Annotated in this window: 16 protein-coding genes; 10 read left to right on the top strand and 6 right to left on the bottom strand. The window is 33.6% G+C overall.

The genetic code is table 11. The features are described from left to right. From VFM92_RS05360 to mce, 3 genes are all read right to left on the bottom strand, one after another. Positions 1–1,078 (bottom strand): IS5 family transposase (locus VFM92_RS05360; protein ID WP_325121164.1); only part of this gene is annotated, 1,078 nt, incomplete at its 3' end. Positions 1,079–1,632: 554 nt separating this feature from the next. Continuing rightward, positions 1,633–2,667, bottom strand: a complete 1,035-nt coding sequence (thiL, locus tag VFM92_RS05355; RefSeq protein WP_325121163.1) for a thiamine-phosphate kinase — start codon at positions 2,665–2,667, stop codon at positions 1,633–1,635. A 182-nt stretch (positions 2,668–2,849) separates the two neighbouring features. Next, positions 2,850–3,254, bottom strand: coding sequence for a methylmalonyl-CoA epimerase (gene mce / locus VFM92_RS05350; RefSeq protein WP_325121162.1), 405 nt, complete (start codon positions 3,252–3,254; stop codon positions 2,850–2,852). Between the two features lie 132 nt (positions 3,255–3,386). Here mce and VFM92_RS05345 point away from each other — a divergent pair, with 132 nt between their 5' ends. The 4 genes from VFM92_RS05345 to murI all read left to right on the top strand — a co-directional run bounded on the left by VFM92_RS05345 (position 3,387) and on the right by murI (position 5,596). Further along, positions 3,387–3,794: a hypothetical protein gene (locus VFM92_RS05345; protein WP_325121161.1), complete on the top strand. Its 408-nt coding sequence runs from the start codon at positions 3,387–3,389 to the stop codon at positions 3,792–3,794. 16 nt (positions 3,795–3,810) lie between these two features. Next, positions 3,811–4,137 carry an iron-sulfur cluster assembly accessory protein gene (locus VFM92_RS05340; protein WP_325121160.1) on the top strand — a complete coding sequence of 109 codons (327 nt, stop codon included), beginning with the start codon at positions 3,811–3,813 and terminating at the stop codon, positions 4,135–4,137. 139 nt (positions 4,138–4,276) lie between these two features. Next, positions 4,277–4,732, top strand: coding sequence for a hypothetical protein (locus VFM92_RS05335; protein WP_325121159.1), 456 nt, complete (start codon positions 4,277–4,279; stop codon positions 4,730–4,732). 51 nt (positions 4,733–4,783) lie between these two features. Continuing rightward, positions 4,784–5,596: a glutamate racemase gene (gene murI, locus VFM92_RS05330; protein WP_325121158.1), complete on the top strand. Its 813-nt coding sequence runs from the start codon at positions 4,784–4,786 to the stop codon at positions 5,594–5,596. Here the strand turns inward: murI and VFM92_RS05325 are convergent. Further along, positions 5,583–7,616, bottom strand: a complete 2,034-nt coding sequence (locus tag VFM92_RS05325) for a tetratricopeptide repeat-containing sensor histidine kinase (protein ID WP_325121157.1) — start codon at positions 7,614–7,616, stop codon at positions 5,583–5,585. The genes murI and VFM92_RS05325 overlap by 14 nt on opposite strands. Before the next feature lie 170 nt (positions 7,617–7,786). On the opposite strand from VFM92_RS05325, the gene VFM92_RS05320 reads away from it, so the two are divergent. From VFM92_RS05320 to VFM92_RS05305, 4 genes are all read left to right on the top strand, one after another. After that, the gene (locus VFM92_RS05320; protein ID WP_325121156.1) at positions 7,787–9,661 is read left to right on the top strand and encodes an amidophosphoribosyltransferase; all 1,875 of its coding nucleotides are present in this window, start codon (positions 7,787–7,789) and stop codon (positions 9,659–9,661) included. A gap of 171 nt (positions 9,662–9,832) precedes the next feature. Next, a complete protein-coding gene (locus VFM92_RS05315) occupies positions 9,833–10,489 on the top strand; it encodes a TetR family transcriptional regulator C-terminal domain-containing protein (protein ID WP_325121155.1) in 657 nt (218 codons plus the stop codon). Continuing rightward, positions 10,486–11,826 carry an AarF/ABC1/UbiB kinase family protein gene (locus tag VFM92_RS05310; protein WP_325121154.1) on the top strand — a complete coding sequence of 447 codons (1,341 nt, stop codon included), beginning with the start codon at positions 10,486–10,488 and terminating at the stop codon, positions 11,824–11,826. Before VFM92_RS05315 ends, VFM92_RS05310 begins: the two co-directional genes overlap by 4 nt. A gap of 120 nt (positions 11,827–11,946) precedes the next feature. Further along, a complete protein-coding gene (locus VFM92_RS05305; RefSeq protein ID WP_325121153.1) occupies positions 11,947–12,636 on the top strand; it encodes a matrixin family metalloprotease in 690 nt (229 codons plus the stop codon). A gap of 60 nt (positions 12,637–12,696) precedes the next feature. Here the strand turns inward: VFM92_RS05305 and VFM92_RS05300 are convergent, their stop codons facing one another. Next, positions 12,697–13,470, bottom strand: coding sequence for a prohibitin family protein (locus VFM92_RS05300; protein WP_325121152.1), 774 nt, complete (start codon positions 13,468–13,470; stop codon positions 12,697–12,699). A gap of 140 nt (positions 13,471–13,610) precedes the next feature. Here VFM92_RS05300 and VFM92_RS05295 point away from each other — a divergent pair, with 140 nt between their 5' ends. Next, positions 13,611–13,931 carry a DUF962 domain-containing protein gene (locus tag VFM92_RS05295; RefSeq protein WP_325121151.1) on the top strand — a complete coding sequence of 107 codons (321 nt, stop codon included), beginning with the start codon at positions 13,611–13,613 and terminating at the stop codon, positions 13,929–13,931. Here VFM92_RS05295 and VFM92_RS05290 read toward each other — a convergent pair. Further along, the gene (locus VFM92_RS05290) at positions 13,915–15,702 is read right to left on the bottom strand and encodes a sodium:solute symporter family protein (RefSeq protein WP_325121150.1); all 1,788 of its coding nucleotides are present in this window, start codon (positions 15,700–15,702) and stop codon (positions 13,915–13,917) included. The genes VFM92_RS05295 and VFM92_RS05290 overlap by 17 nt on opposite strands. A gap of 587 nt (positions 15,703–16,289) precedes the next feature. On the opposite strand from VFM92_RS05290, the gene VFM92_RS05285 reads away from it, so the two are divergent. Continuing rightward, the gene (locus VFM92_RS05285) at positions 16,290–16,685 is read left to right on the top strand and encodes a TerB family tellurite resistance protein (protein WP_325121149.1); all 396 of its coding nucleotides are present in this window, start codon (positions 16,290–16,292) and stop codon (positions 16,683–16,685) included. The last annotated feature ends 35 nt before the right edge of the window (positions 16,686–16,720 follow it).

Below are 16,720 nucleotides of genomic sequence, written 5' to 3'. Positions count from 1 at the left end.
TTCTTAATTTATTAGTCATGTAACGGCTTTGGTTCTTGGCTGGGGCTTTTGGTACTAGTATTTGGGTATCTTCAATTTTACTAATGCCTCGGTATCCTCTGTCTACTGTTGCTATCTTCGGGAGTTTGCCGAGCATCTTTTTTACTTGTTGCAAGGCGGGCTCTAATGTATGTCCGTCATAGGGATTCCTAAAGCCCATTGCACCAACAATTACCCCAGTGGTTGTTTTAACGATGGATGCCTTATTGCCAAACTCATATTTTTTATGCTCTTTACCCTTAGAGATACAGCAGGTATCTGGTTCGTGAAGAGAGTATACCTTGTCTTTATCGGTTCTTTTCTGTGCTAACACTCTTTTAAATAATTCCAAGTCTATTTGATAAATCGAATTGGGAGGTAGATTTCTTTCCAGCTCACGAACAAGTCTACCTGCTATTGTTTTTATCTTTTTGTCTGCCTTGCGTGCCTTTGCCTTGTTTTTCGGATGGTTCCTGAAGCGTTGATCCCGGCTTAGTGCTTTTAGCGTCCTGGTATAGGCTTGGCGAACCGGCAATTGCTCCCTATCAGCTATCTGCCTGCATTTATGGATGATCTTTTTGTGTAATTTTGCATCTGTAGGAAAAGTGATGTTCTTTTCTTGAACGGTGGTGTCTATATTCACTTGATCATCATCTTTATCTCTTCCATTTACTCTAATGCTCTCCTGCAATATCAATTCTATGCCTGCTTCTCCGATCCTCTTACGGAAGTGAACCAACTCAGATGGCTCACATGGCACACTACACACAAAAGAGGATTCTCCGCAAAAGTATTGATAGTAAATGTTCTCGCTCCATTGCTCTACCACACTCTCGTCAGAAATATTGCGCAAATGTTTAAGTATCAACAACCCAACCATCAGGCGTATAGGCTTGGCAGGACGACCATTGTTTTTACAATATAGGTTCTCAAAGGATTGCTCAAAAAGCGACCAGTTGATCTGGTTTGCCAATATGAATAGTGGATGCTTATGATTTAAAGTACTCTCAAAAGAGAAGAACAGACTGGTTTGGTTTTGAGCTTTTTTAATGGGTTTCATGCATTAATATTTGCAAGGTTTCTGTCAGGAAAATACGAAAACTTGCAAAAAAATCAAAGCTTTTTATTAATTAAATAATTGATAATCAATGTATTAATTAGTTTTTAAGGGTCGACTTTTTAGTAAGTATTCCGCATAAGGCTCTAGTACAGTTAATAAAAGTATCGTAAGAATTAAAATCAAACTGAGAAAAACAGCGGAAATTATACCTGCAATTTTTAGGATTTTTTTTCCTACAGTTTTCTTCTTTGATAAAGCCATTGGGTTCGATAGAGGTTATTAAAAGAAATGATATACTCTATCGTACGTACTAGAATCAGTAAAGATTTAAAAAAATAAGAAAAGGTACATCTATCATTTTGGTTTAAGATGTTGATAATTAACCTAAAAAACACAGCTGATTAAAAGAAAATTTGACTGTTGTCAACCAAATGAATAAGAAAAATATCTTAATATTTTATTTTTTCATACAAAGGTACGAGTTAAATAGTGCGAGTAAACAGAAACTTTTCCAAAGTTGAGGACTTTGGAGAAGTTATCAATTCTTAGATATTTCAGCTAAAATGGTCCCATCCTTGTGCTTTCAATGGAATAGGATTTCCTTTCGTAGTAACCAAATTTAGCCCACTTGATTTTTCATTGATATAGCCAATAAAATGAATATCAGGATGGTTTTTCACTTTTTCAAAGTCATCTTGAGTTATAGTGAAAAGTAATTCATAATCTTCTCCACCATTTAAGATGGCAGTATTCGGGTCCAGTTTAAATTCAATGGCAGTCTCTTGTGTATTAGTAGCAAATGGTAATTTATCTTCATGAATATTGATGCCGACACCAGAATGCTTGGCAATATGATGCAGTTCAGAAGCCAATCCGTCTGAAATATCAATCATGGAAGTAGGGATTATTTTCAAATCTAACAATTCATGAACAAGGTCCATTCTAGCTTCAGGTTTTAGCTGTCTGCCTACTATATATTGATATTTATCCAGCTGCGGTTGCATATCAGGATTCTCTAAAAATACTTGTTTTTCTCTTTCTAGAACTTGTAAACCCATGTAAGCACCTCCTAAGTCTCCTGTTACACAAACAATGTCATTCACTTTTGCGCCTGAGCGGTAGGCAATTTTCTCCTTATCAACTTTACCAATAGCAGTAATTGAAATCATTAATCCTGATGGAGAGGCGGTGGTATCACCTCCTACTAAATCGACTTTATATGCCTCACATGCTGCCTTTACACCTTCATAGAAAGCGTCAATAGCTTCTAACGAAAATCTATTGCTCAACGCTAAGCTTACTGTGATTTGCTCTGCTATCCCGTTCATGGCCGCAATATCCGATACATTAACGGCAACAGCTTTGTAACCTAAATGATGTAAAGGAAAGTAGGAAAGGTCAAAATGAACCCCTTCTACCAGCATATCAGTGGATACCAATTGAAAATAATCACCCACATCAATTACGGCTGCATCATCTCCTATCGCATAATGTGTAGAATTATTTTGTTTACTGAACTTTTCTGCGATTGTATCGATTAGACCAAATTCACCTAGTTTATTTATTTCTGTTCTATTTTGATCGCTCATTTTAATATCTTTGAGTTTCTAAATTGAATTTTTACTTTTGTGTTATGAAGACTAAATTATTTAAAACATTCATTTTCATGCTTTTAGGCGCATTCCTTTTTTCAGCTTGTCAGAAAAGCTCTTTTCAGACCAGACAAGGGAAGAAGAAGTTGAAATATTACAATAATATTCAACATCAGTAATCATTTTTTGATTTCCTGACATAATTCTATAAGAACGCCATTGGTGCTTTTAGGGTGTAGAAAGCAAACTAACTTATTGTCAGCCCCTTTTTTAGGGGCTTTATTGATTATTTGAAAGCCTTCAGTTTCCAGCCTTTTCATTTCTGATTCAATATTTTCTACCTCGTAAGCAATGTGATGGATGCCTTCCCCTTTTTTCTCAATGAATTTGGCAATGGCACTGTCCTCATTTTCAGCTTCTAGCAATTCGATTTTTGTTTCTCCCATTTGGAAAAAAGAAGTGGCAACTCCTTCGCTTTCCACTTTTTCTAATTTATAAGGAGTTTTATTAAATAGTTTGCCGAAAAGTGAATTAGCACTTTCCATATTTTTTACTGCAATACCAATATGTTCTACTTTCAACATGCTTTTTAAATTTGTGATACTTATTGACTAACTTTGCATTTGAGAATGCAAAAATGCAGAAACTTTTCCATGGATAAAAAAGTTGGGATACTCAAAGTCATTAATTAAATTTCAGATAGGTAATAATTCAGGATGGAAACATCAGCAGATATACATGTAGAAAGTGCCAGAGTGCAGAAAGAAATCAAAAACTATTTAGGTTTAAATAGTAGTGAATTGGTTTTTGAATTTGGAACTCAAGATGGTAAGGTTAAGTTAGATTTAATCACTATAAATCCGAGGCACAATCAATCCTTTTTATTTCATTCTGAAATGGGCTATGATAAGTTAGAGGCTTTGAAAAAAATGATGGATTATGTCAAAAACTTTAGGGAAAGAGAAAGCTCCTATACCATTCAGTGGCAAACAAAAGATGACAAGCAATTGCATACCTCGTATTTCAGAGCAAGCAATATTTTGGATAGTTTAGACAAACTTTACTACGGAAGAGATCGTAATACCATTACCGTTTTTAGTGTAGTGCTTAATCCGGTATCATAAATAAATAGTATTAATCATGATTATTGTTACAGACAAAGCAAAAGATAGATTAGGAAAGCTAAAAAGCGAAGAGGGACATAGTGAAAGCAGTAATGTCAGAGTTTCTGTGAAAGGTGGAGGATGTTCTGGCTTAATGTATGATTTAAGCTTTGATGAAGAGTTGAAAGATGGAGATGAAGTTTTTGAAGATAAAGGCATAAAGCTTTTAGTAGATAAAAAAAGTATGCTTTATCTTTTAGGAACTACATTGGATTTCTCGGATGGCTTAAATGGTAAAGGATTTCAGTTCATTAATCCAAATGCAACCCGAACTTGCGGTTGCGGAGAGAGTTTTTCTATCTAAGAAATAGAAATCGAAAATATGTAAGCAAACCCTTGATGTTTTAAATGTCAAGGGTTTTTCTTGATTCAAAAGTAAGGATTTAGTTGTTTCTTTTTTATAAGTTTGAAAATCAGTTATTTTGTCGTCTAAATCATTTAAAATGCTTCTCAGTAATCTGAACAAAGAATATCTGCAAACTAAAAATCCTAAACTCAAGAAGCGAGTTGAGCAATTTGAGCAATTAGTTGAAGCATTGAGCGAAAAAGAAATAACAGCGTCTATAGAAAAAGCAATTAATACAGAAATTGAGAAGCTTAATAACAATCAATCAAAATCATCATTACCTCTTCAGTTTCAGAAATCAATTCAGGAAATCCTAAAAGTGACGGAGAAGGAACTCAATTTAGTTGCTGAGAATCATTACACCTTCCTATGGATTGTCCTGGGAATGGCGGCTTTTGGATTACCTATTGGCATTTTAGTTGCATTAGCACTTGATAATTTAGCTTTTATGAGTATGGGTTTGGGTATTGGAATGGCCATTGGCGTTGGGGTAGGCGCACAGAAAGATAAGCAAGCAAAAATAGATGGCAAACAAATAGCCTTCAGGAAGTAGAAATTTATCTTCACTTTCTTATTTATAATTACAACTTCTCATCTTTGTAGTATGAATACAGATAACTCAGCACCCATAGGTATTTTTGATTCTGGAATAGGTGGGCTTACCGTTGCTCATAAAGTGAAAGACTTAATGCCCAATGAAAGTATGGTTTACTTTGGGGATATTGCCCACTTGCCATATGGCGATAAATCTGCAGCAGCTATTCAAGCTTACAGCATAAAAGTGACGGATGTGTTGTTGCAACAAGGTTGTAAATTAATTCTGATAGCATGTAATTCTGCTTCCTCTGCAGCTTTTGAGTTGGTTCGTGAATATGTAGGGTCTAAAGCAAAAGTTTTTAATGTGATTGATCCTGTTGTGGATCATGTGTCTAAAAACTACAGTAATCAGAAAGTCGGACTGATTGGTACTAAACAAACAGTGAATTCAAATGCTTATGAGTTTCGATTAAAACAACTGAATCCCAGCATAGAATTAAAAAGCTTGGCTACTCCACTTTTAGTTCCCATGATAGAGGAAGGTTTTTTTGAAAATAGAATTAGCCACGATATAATTGAGGCCTATCTAAAAAACGAAGAATTAGATGATATAGAAGCTTTAATTTTAGGTTGCACCCATTACCCACTCATCAAGAAGGAAATCAATAAATTTTATGAAGGGAGAGTTGATATTTTGGATTCAGCAACTATAGTGGCAAAAAAATTGCAGCTTTTCCTGAAAGAACAGAATCTGCTAACAGAGCAGAAATTTTTAAAGGATAGGTTTTTGGTTTCCGATATTACAGCATCTTTTGAAGCTTCAGCTAAAATATTTTTTCATAAAGAAGTGCACCTAGAAAAATGCCCTATTTGGGATTAATAGGAATTTTTATAGTAAATTGAGAGCCTTCATTAATGGTAGAGGTAACTGTTAATTCTCCAGCTAAAAATGATATAGCTTTATGAGCTAAAAATAATCCTAAGCCAGAACCTTGTGTTTTATTGCTTAATTTAAAATAGGGTTTGAATAAATCATTGTAATATTTTTCAGGAATTCCGAATCCATTATCCTTCACATGAATATAAAAGAAATAATTTCCTTCATCAGTAAAAATTTCTATTTCGTTATCTTCAGAACTTTGATAAAGCAAGGCGTTTTCTATAATATTATCCAATGCAATTCTTAATAATGCCTTATTTGCTTGAACGATTTTGGCATTTTCATTGATTTTCACGGTAACCTTTGAGTGATGCTCTTTGATTTCAAGCGACATATCATCAATGCATTCTTTGGTTAATTCTTCAATATTAACCTTTTCTATACCATGAGAATTATTAAGTTCGTAAGCCATTTGCAATTTAAAAAGCATTTTATCCATGCTCATGGCAGTAATATGCACTTTCGTAAATAGCTCCCTCATTTGCTCTGGATCTGTATTAATTTGAGCAATATTATTCAATCCTAATAATGTTCGTATCGGTCTTCGGATGTCATGTGAAGCTCTATACAAATAAGTGTCTAATTCCTTATTGATTTCCATTAGACGAGCCGTTCTTTCTGATACTTTCGCTTCTAGCAATTCATTTAATCGGTCAATTTTCTTGTTCTTATTTCTTAGGGTAAAAACATACCATAATACAACTAGAAGAGCAATGGCAATTATAATAAGCATTGAAGTTCGTAATTTCAGATGAGACGCTTGTAACTCGTTTGCATTTTGAAGCAATTCCAGTTTACTAATTTCTTGTTCCATTAAATGCTGCTCATGTAAGCTGCTAACATCATTACTTAAATTAATGGAGTCTCTGATTTTATCTTGAGCGATGTAATTTTTTAAATATTGATTAGCCTTTGAAGTGTCTCCTTTTAATTCCGCTACTTTTGCTCCAACTTTTAAATACTCAGCTCTTGAACGAGGATCAGTTATAGGATATTTATCTACAACTTTTTGCATTTTTTCAAATGTTTTATTTAATGAATCTAAATTATCCATTTCAAGATATATCCAACTTAAATAGATTAGAGCATTCAACCCACTATTGTAAACACCTGATTTAATACTGGTTTCAAAATCTTTTTGAAGTAAAGGAATGGCTAATTCATAATCTCCTTTTTCATAATAAATTGTGGCTTTATTCCCATTATTTAAGGCTAACCTCACCGAATCTTTTAATGCTGAAGCTAAAATTAAGGCTTGATTGATATTTTTTAAAGATTCATCAAATTCATGATTACGCCTGTAGGCAACGCCATTAATTTCATACAAACCCAATAGCGATAATGAATCAAGTTTACTATAATTTTCAATTTTATTTAAAGTATTTAATCCTTTATTCGCATATTCAATACTAATCGTGTTATTCCACCCATTCATATTAATTCTACCTATTCGGTAGTAAGTATAAGCTAAATAAGAATATTCATTTGCCTTTTCTAGTAAGGAAGATGCCTTTAAATAAGATTCTAATGATGCAACAGTTTTGTCAAGCTTTATGTAAAATTGAGCAAGCTTTAAATAAAAAAACGCTTGATATTCGGGGATGGATTTTGTTTGTGGTATTATTTTAGAAGTCAGTTGAACTCCTAAATCATATTCTTTGTTCCCTTCGATTAATGCTGTAAACTTTAAATATGGTTGAAGTTCAGAAAAATCTGAAATGGAAGAGATTTGAATATTGTCAACTTGTTGAGTTAAAGATTCAACATTTTCAGAGGAATTATTCAAACCCTTTAATTCATATTGATAATATTTATTTAAAGAATCAAGTGATATATTCTGGCTAATGCCTATAAATGCAGTTGAATAAAGTAAAAAAATTGATAATAGAATAGTCTTAATCACTTCTATGCTTAGTTTATGTTTTGGTTTGAAACAGAAAACATCAAAAATTAAAATCAAAAATACGGTTTATTTCGAACTTAACCTGTACCAATTAAGTAAATTCATAATAATAAAACTATACTTCTATCAAATATCTTACTTGCATTATTTTTAGTTACGGTCTTATTGAAAGAAAAACATTGAACATCAATTATAATAAACTTAACTTTGTTCTTTAAGAAAAAATCATGAGCGACTCCATTAAACACGAATGCGGAATAGCCCTTATCCGCCTGAGAAAACCACTCCAATATTTTATTGATAAATACGGTCCGCTTTACGCCATGAACAAATTATACTTGCTCATGGAAAAGCAACATAACCGTGGACAGGATGGTGCTGGAGTTGGAAATGTGAAGCTAAATGTTGATCCCGGTCATCGTTATATCAGCAGATACCGCTCTGTAGATAGCCAACCTATCACACATATTTTCAAGAAAATTTCTAAGAAATATAAGAAAGCTAAGAAAGAAGGCGGTAAATTACACAAGCAGGAAAAATGGCTTAAAGAAAATTGTGCATTTACTGGAGAAGTTTGGCTGGGTCACTTAAGATACGGTACACACGGTCAAAACGCGATTGAAAATTGTCACCCTATGCTGCGCCAAAACAACTGGAAAAATAGAAGTTTGATGGTGGCGGGTAACTTTAACATGACAAATGTTGAAGAACTATTTGATATCTTAACCGAGCTAGGACAACACCCTAAAGAGAAAGTGGATACGGTTACCGTAATGGAGAAAATCGGTCATTTCTTGGATGAAGAAAACCAAAGAATTTTTGAAGAGTACAAGGATGAATATAATAATGCTGAAATCACCCAAATAATAGAAGAGAAGCTTGATATGTTGCAAGTATTGCAAAGAGCTTGTCGTGATTTTGATGGGGGTTATGCTATGGCGGGTATCACTGGTGCAGGTCATGCTTTTGTAGCAAGAGACCCTTCTGGTATCAGACCAGCCCATTTTTATGCAGACGATGAAGTAATTGTGGTGGCATCCGAAAAAACAGCTATAAAAACAGCCTTCAATGTTAATTATAAAGATATTAAAGAAATAAAACCGGCCCATGCACTAGTCATCAATACTAAAGGTGATTATAAGATGGAGCAATTTACAGAGCCTTTGGAACGTAAGTCATGCAGTTTTGAAAGAATATATTTTTCCAGAGGTTCTGATCCAGAAATCTATGCAGAGCGTAAAAAATTAGGGAAACTGTTAGTTCCTAAAATTTTAGAAGCTATTGATTATGATTTACAAAATACGGTTTTCTCTTATATTCCTAATACAGCAGAGACTTCTTTTTTAGGAATGATGGAAGGGATGGAAGAGCATTTGGCTAAAAGACAATTGAAAGAATTGCGAAGTGCTCGTGAAGATGACCAAGCTTTAGAAAAATTATTATCCTTCCGCCCAAGAGTTGAAAAATTGGTAATTAAAGATGCTAAACTAAGAACTTTCATTACCGATGATCAACATAGAGATGAATTAGTAGCGCATGTTTACGATACTACTTATGAGGTAATAAAAAAGAAGGTGGATACCATTGTGGTAATTGATGACTCGATCGTGCGAGGTACTACTTTGGAAAAAAGTATCTTAAGAATGCTTGATCGTTTAGGACCTAAGAAAATAATTATCGTTTCTTCAGCACCTCAAATACGATTTCCCGATTGCTACGGAATTGATATGAGTAAAATGAAGGATTTTATTGCCTTCAGAGCCGTTCTCGCTTTATTAAAAGAAACCAAGCAAGAAAATATTCTAGAAGAAGCCTATCAAAAATGTTTGGTAAGCGATAACTCCGAAAATCATGTCAAAGATGTATTCGCACCTTTTACGTATGAACAGATTTCCCATAAAATTGCTGAATTAGTAAAAGTAGATACTATTGAAGCAGAAGTTGAAGTAATCTATCAAACAGTGGAAAACTTGCATCAAGCAAGCCCGGGTCATTTAGGTGATTGGTATTTTACTGGGGATTTCCCAACTAAAGGAGGAAATAGAGTAGTCAATAAAGCTTTTGTTAATTTCATGGAAGGAAAAGAAGTTAGAGCTTACTGATTCTTATTATAAAACCGTCCATTTTAACATTTTCTATTAGTAAATGCTACAGAATAGAGGAGTTAAATAAATGATTTTAAAGTCATTGTTTAACTCTTCCCAATTTCTTTTCCTTTCCTAAAACCTTTCCGATTATCAGGCTGTTACACTACAATAATTACAACTTGAATTATGGCAAAAAAGCAAACAATAAAATCAGCTGATTTAAAAATAAAAGAAGCCTATATAGACTTTGTCTTAGAACATGGAAAAGAACCTGCTTCTATTTACAAATTCGCAAAGGATTTGAAAATGAAGGAAGTTGATTTTTACAATCATTTCAATTCTTTTAAAGCTTTACAAAAACATATTTGGGCTGATTTTCTGAAGGAAACGATAGAAAATTTACATTCAGAAGAAGCTTTCGTAGAGTATTCATCTCGTGAAAAATTATTGGCTTTATATTTCACATTGATTGAAGTATTGAAAACCAATCGCTCCTACGCTATGATGAATTTGCAGAAGATGCGTAAAGGAGATTTAAAACCTGCTTTCTTAGATGCCTTCAAAAACCATTTTTACAAGTTTGTAGATGAAATATTGCTTCAAGGAAAAGAAACTGAGGAGGTAATCGATAGACCAATAATTGGTGATCGTTATGCCGAAGGATTGTGGATTCAAACGCTTTTTATTCTTCAATTTTGGGCAAATGATGATAGTAAGGATTTTGAAAAAACAGACGCAGCTATTGAAAAAGCTGTAAATGTTGCTTACGATTTAATGGGTAAAAGTCCACTAGATTCAATGTTTGATTTTGCCAAATTCTTATTCCAAAACCGTAAATCATGAGTGAAAGAAAAGAACAATCTCGAATCCCTATCTCTAAAATTCAACGTGCCAGCAAATTTGTTTCTACTGGTGCTAAAGTAGGGGGGAATTATATAAAACATTATTCTAAAAAAGCCTTCAATCCTAAAATGGATAGAACTCAGCTTGATTTAGATAATGCAGAAGATATTTATGACTCATTAAGTGAATTGAAAGGAAGTGCTTTGAAAGTAGCACAAATGCTTAGTATGGACAGAAATTTGTTACCTCCTGCCTATCAGGAAAAATTTACCATGTCCCAATATAGTGCTCCGCCATTGTCTTATCCTTTGGTGGTGAAAACTTTTCAAAAAACCTTAGGCAAAAGACCAGATGCCATTTTCGATACGTTTACTAAAAGCGCAGTAAATGCTGCTTCCATGGGGCAGGTACATCAGGCTACAAAAAACGGTAAGACTTATGCCGTGAAAATTCAATATCCTGGCGTTGCGGATAGTATCAGTTCTGATTTAAGATTAGTTCGACCTTTTGCCACTAGATTATTTAACATGAGCAATGCCGAACTAGACCATTACATGAGCGAAGTAGAAGGTAAATTGATGGAAGAAGCTGATTACGGATTGGAGCTGCAACGATCTAAAGAAATTACAGAAGCCATGGCAGGAAAGATTGAAGGTCTGTATTTTCCTAAATATTATCAAGAGCTATCTGGAGATAGAGTAATTACTATGGATTGGTTGCAAGGAGTTCACTTGAAAGAATTTTTAGCTACAAATCCATCGCAAGAAATAAAAAATAAAATAGGTCAGGCGCTTTGGGATTTTTATAATTTCCAATTTCATGAGTTACGTCAGGTTCATGCCGATCCGCATCCAGGTAATTTCATGTTTATGGAGGATGGAACGATGGGGATAATTGATTTTGGCTGCATTAAAGAAATTCCTGAAGACTTCTATGAAAATTATTTCAGTTTGTTGAAGCCAGGCTTCATGCAGGATAAAGATGAAATTGATAAACGCTTCAAGGCACTAGATTTTTTTCATGAAAAGGATACGCCTTCTGAGAGAAAAATATTCAGTACTGTATTTTTAGAAATGATTGGAATGCTAAGTAAGCCTTTTCAATATGATACCTTCAATTTTGGTAACAACGCATTTTTTGAAGAAATCTATGCGATGGGCGAACGAGTTTCTAATATGAAAGAAGTTAGAAATAGCAACGGAGCAAGAGGCTCTAAACATGGTCTCTATGTGAATAGAACCTATTTTGGATTGTACAATATGCTAAATCAACTGGATGCAGAGGTGAAAATCACAAAGCCTGAGTGGTTAAATGGAAGTACTGAGAAAGTAGCATAAAATTTCATCATATTTATTTAAATAAGGAAATAGCCAAATGAGAGTTTGGCTATTTTTATTTTACACTTTTTATAATGCTGTTATTTAAATATTATTGATGTGTTCTTTTATATTTAGAAAATGATTAGAGATATTGAAGCTTTTGTTCTTTTAGTGTTCACCTTATTTATTTCATCTTGTGGTAGAAATTATAATGACGAATACGCTAGCTGCAATCAAAGAATGGGTGCCTGCTTTGAGGGTGAAGGAGCGTATTGTTTATTTGGATATGCCTGGGGTTTAGATAAATCTTTTTCCCCCTATGGTTATGATGTGAATGGGCCAGAGATTTCTAATAAAGTTATTACTTACAGTTTTATGCCTCAGAATTCAGTACTCAATACGCATAGACAAACAGATTTAAATTCTTTTAGCTTTGAAAAATTGCCAGATTATTCAAATGAAATGATTCGTAAAGGATTTTCTGCTTGGGCAGGAATTGGAAATTTGAGTTTAAAGGAGGTTGAAAATGGTGAAGAAAGTAATATAAAAATATATGTTGCAGATATTCATGTTTCAGCTATAGGTTATCCAAATATCACGGATCAAAACTGTACTGAAATTGCTGGAAGTCTAATAATTGATAAAGATTTTAATGATTCAGAAGAGATATTTTATGCTTTGGTATTGCATGAAATTGGTCATGTATTAGGGCTAGGTCATGTTGATTCTGATAATATTATGAATCCTAATAAATGGAAAGATTTCAGCGAAATACAGAAAGGTGATAGTATGGGAATCAGGGCATTATATTTTTCAGATCGGGATTGATTTTGAGATATTAATTTGATAAAAAGAGCCTTTGAATCTCCTCAAAGGCCTTCTTAAATTTTAGTCATTTCCAGGAATCAATAGTGGTGTTTTGCCATCGGTGACTATCACTTTTGCATTTGGGCTATTGGCTAACTCTTTAAAGGCTTCAATACTTCGCAATTGAATAATCGCATCATTTAAGCCTTCGGCTAGAATTTTCTGTGCATCTCTATTTCCTTCAGCTTCAATTCTTCTTCGCTCGGCTTCTTTTCGTTCGATTTCTAAAATAAAATCCATGCTCATTGATTCTTGTTCTGCTTTTAATTTGCGTTCTATTGCTGCAGACAGTTCCTCAGGTAATTCAATACTTTTCATCAGCACTTCTTCAATTATAAAACCTCTTTCTCCCAATATCTCAGTCATTCGTTCTTTAATATCGGTTTCAATCTGTTTTCTTTTTCCGGAATGCATGTCTTTAGCCATAAAGTTTGCAGATATATCCGAAGCAGCAGAACGGAAAACGGGAAGAATTGCATTTTGTACATAGTTTTGACCTATATCTTCAATAATGAGAGGCGCTTTGTCTTCTTTAATTTTATATAAAATAGAAATTTCGGAGCGGATGCTCAAGCCTTCTTTACTAGGTAAACTTAGATTTAACTCTAGATTTTCGGTTCTAGTAGGCGTCTTTAACATGACTGCAAATAAAGGATTGACCACATACATTCCTGCGTAGTATACGTTAGGATCAATTTTTCCGAATTTTCGTTTTACACCAACTTCACCTTGGCGAACAACGGTACAACTACTGATTGTCAATAGCGCGATAAGTAAGATAAAATTATTTTTCATGGTATTTGAGTTTTTGGAAAAAATAGACCGAAAACTGTACCGTTTCTTTTAGTTTATGAATTTTAAAAAGCAATTGTATTATCATTAAGCATATGGAAATTAATGCTAAATAGTTATATTAGAATATCAATTCGATGATTATGGCAGAGAAAAAATACAATAGCTTCAAAGAATTTTATCCATATTACTTATCAGAGCATCAGGATCCAACTTGTAGGAAATTACATTTTACAGGCACTTCATTATTATTTGCCATATTAGCTTGGGCTTTAATTACGCAAACTTATTGGGGGCTTGCTTTGATACCAATTGTAGGATATGGATTTGCTTGGGTAGGTCATTTCTTTTATGAAAAAAATAAACCCGCTACTTTCACCTATCCACTTTGGAGTTTGGCATCAGACTTTAAAATGTTTTTTCAAATATTAGTAGGTAAGCAACCGATTAATCCTCAGCAATAATTTTAGGATACAATTTGAAAATCACTATTCCGCAAAGTAAGCTGAAGAGTAATAATCCACTGGCTTTTAAGGTATCTCCATAAATAAATAATCCGGTGCTGAATAAAAATCCATAAACACCCATACTTCCAGCAATCATACAAATAATTCCGGTGGGTACTTTCCATTTCTGAGTTTTTGGTTCAATTAAGCCTTTTTTTGATAATCTGGCTATAATTTTCTTCCATCCGGGCCCTCCAGGATTCACTTTATTTAAGAAATTGGCTAATTGTTCATCGGTGGTTTTTTCAGTGTAAAAACTAGCCAATACCCAAGCAACTGTAGTAATGCTAACTCCAATTATTAATTTTTGCCATGATAACAACTCCTCAAAACCAAAAGGATGATTTGCAAAGGCAAAATATATCGCAATTAGAAAGCTGACTACCATGGCTACAATTTCACTAATGGCATTTACTCTCCACCAGAACCAGCGAAGGATATAAATCAGTCCTGTTCCAGCTCCAATTTGCAGTAAGATTTCAAAAGTCTGTAGTGCATTTTCTAAGACTAAAGCCATTAACATACTGAATATCATCAAAATTACTGTTAGTAATTTTCCTAATAAAACTTGCTTACTCTCCGATGCTTCAGGATTAATAAATCTTTTGTAGACATCATTTACTAAATAGGAAGAGCCCCAATTTAGATGAGTGGAAATCGTACTCATATAAGCTGCGACCAATGAAGTAACCACCAAGCCCAGTAATCCCGCGGGAATAAAAGTCAGCATAGCAGGATAACCCATATCATGAGTGGCAACTCCTGAATTTACTGCAGGAAAAGCCTTTGCAAAACTATCCAAATCAGGAAAAACAATAAGGGAGCATAAGGCTACGATGATCCATGGCCAAGGGCGAATGGCGTAATGAGCGACATTGAAAAATAAAACTGATTTGATAGAATGATCAGCATTCTTGGCTGCAAACATTCTTTGTGCTATATAACCACCTCCCCCTGGTTCTGCTCCGGGATACCACGTACTCCACCATTGAACCAACAAAGGAATAATCAAGAGCATTACCCACATTTCAGGATTTGAGAATGAAGGAAAAAATGATAATTTATCTACTACATTTTCATGTGTTAATAGATTATCTAATCCCCCGACCATAGGGTGATTTAAAGCAACATAAGCCGCAACTAATGCTCCACCTAGTGACAGGAAAAATTGCAGGAAATCTGTAAATAAAACACCTCTTAATCCACCTAAGCTGCTATAAATTACAGTAATTAAGCCAGCTATCACTACCGTTTCCACTGGCCTTAGTCCTAATAATACGCCACCGATTTTAATGGCAGCCAAAGTTACTGAGGCCATAATCATCACATTAAAAAGCAGCCCTAAGTAAATTGCTCTAAAACCTCTTAAGAAACGAGCAGCTTTGCCGGAATATCGTAATTCGTAAAATTCAACATCAGTTAAAACGCCTGATTTTTTCCAGAGACCAGCATAAACAAATACCGTCAACATACCAGTTAATAAGAATGCCCACCAAGCCCAGTTTCCTGAAACACCATTTTGCCTTACGATATCGGTGACTAAGTTAGGAGTATCTGTAGAAAAGGTTGTGGCAACCATAGAAACCCCTAAAAGCCACCAGGGCATTTTACCACCTGCGGCAAAATAATCTGAAGCACTCTTATTTTGCCTAGAAGTCCAAAATCCTATTCCTAATGAAATAAGCAAAAACCCAATCAGAATAACCCAGTCAATGGTATCTAATATCATAATGAGACGTTAAAATTTTGCTTGAAGATAGAAAAGTTTATCCTTCTTTTAAATTATTTAACAGCACATCATTCTATAATTTAAGTATGTACAATGGCTACAATTATAATAAATGAAAGCATTATTAATTCATTGTTAAGTTAATTCAATTTGACAATAAGCATTTTCTAATTTTTATTTTGCGTGTTTTCTCTTTTTTACTTTAGATAGTAATAATGATTAAAATAATAGAAAAGTATTTAAATTTATGCAGATAACTTATCGTCTTTTGAGTTGTTATAATTTATCTTCTCTTTTTTCAGTTTATTTATATTTGCCTAAATTTTAATTTTAATAGAAGGTGTTTATGAAAAATTCTGTGGAACATCCCATTTTTACAAATTTATTCTGCTGAACGAAGAAAATTTTAAATTAAAATAATATTATTACTTACATTGGTGAGTAAAAAAATGTGATTTTTCAAAAGTATTATTAACTTTAGCTGCAATAATTATATAAAGACAGCAGAGTGTATGAATAATGAATAAAGTCTAACTGCTTACTTATATCATAAAAAACATAAAACTTAAAAGTTTAAAACTCGAAACATGTTAAAAGAACAGCTAAAAATCTTAATAAAACTAGCCACAATTGATAATGAATTGGCGGATAAAGAGGCTAATTTGATTGAAAAAATTGGTAAAGCCAATGGTGTTTCTGAAGATGAAATCTATAATATGATGAAGAATCCACAACCCATCAAAAATTTAGATACTTTATCTGAGGATCAACGTTTTGAATACTTGTATAACATTGTTCAATTGATGAAGATTGATGGTAAAGTGTATAAAAGTGAGATAGTTTTTTGTCAGGAAATAGCTGAGAGACTAGGGTATAAGAAAAAAGCAGTTGCAGAGCTTTCAAAAAGCATTTACAGCGATCCAAGTATCACTAGCGATAGAGAACAGCTTAAAACACGTTTAAAAAGATATTCAACAAAATAAGAAATAGGCCTCTGAAAAGAGGCTTTTTTTATGAA

This window comes from Marivirga sp., from assembly GCF_035704835.1.
Taxonomy (GTDB): Bacteria; Bacteroidota; Bacteroidia; order Cytophagales; family Cyclobacteriaceae; genus Marivirga.
This window is presented reverse-complemented; position numbering and strand designations above follow the sequence as displayed.

Coding starts and splice junctions, on each gene's coding strand:
- VFM92_RS05320 (WP_325121156.1), top strand. CDS start 7,787: ATGAGCGACTCCATTAAACACGAATGCGGAATAGCCCTTATCCGCCTG.
- VFM92_RS05335 (WP_325121159.1), top strand. CDS start 4,277: ATGCTTCTCAGTAATCTGAACAAAGAATATCTGCAAACTAAAAATCCT.
- VFM92_RS05295 (WP_325121151.1), top strand. CDS start 13,611: ATGGCAGAGAAAAAATACAATAGCTTCAAAGAATTTTATCCATATTAC.
- VFM92_RS05345 (WP_325121161.1), top strand. CDS start 3,387: ATGGAAACATCAGCAGATATACATGTAGAAAGTGCCAGAGTGCAGAAA.
- VFM92_RS05300 (WP_325121152.1), bottom strand. CDS start 13,470: ATGAAAAATAATTTTATCTTACTTATCGCGCTATTGACAATCAGTAGT.
- thiL (WP_325121163.1), bottom strand. CDS start 2,667: ATGAGCGATCAAAATAGAACAGAAATAAATAAACTAGGTGAATTTGGT.
- VFM92_RS05285 (WP_325121149.1), top strand. CDS start 16,290: ATGTTAAAAGAACAGCTAAAAATCTTAATAAAACTAGCCACAATTGAT.
- VFM92_RS05315 (WP_325121155.1), top strand. CDS start 9,833: ATGGCAAAAAAGCAAACAATAAAATCAGCTGATTTAAAAATAAAAGAA.
- murI (WP_325121158.1), top strand. CDS start 4,784: ATGAATACAGATAACTCAGCACCCATAGGTATTTTTGATTCTGGAATA.
- VFM92_RS05305 (WP_325121153.1), top strand. CDS start 11,947: ATGATTAGAGATATTGAAGCTTTTGTTCTTTTAGTGTTCACCTTATTT.
- mce (WP_325121162.1), bottom strand. CDS start 3,254: ATGTTGAAAGTAGAACATATTGGTATTGCAGTAAAAAATATGGAAAGT.
- VFM92_RS05310 (WP_325121154.1), top strand. CDS start 10,486: ATGAGTGAAAGAAAAGAACAATCTCGAATCCCTATCTCTAAAATTCAA.
- VFM92_RS05290 (WP_325121150.1), bottom strand. CDS start 15,702: ATGATATTAGATACCATTGACTGGGTTATTCTGATTGGGTTTTTGCTT.
- VFM92_RS05340 (WP_325121160.1), top strand. CDS start 3,811: ATGATTATTGTTACAGACAAAGCAAAAGATAGATTAGGAAAGCTAAAA.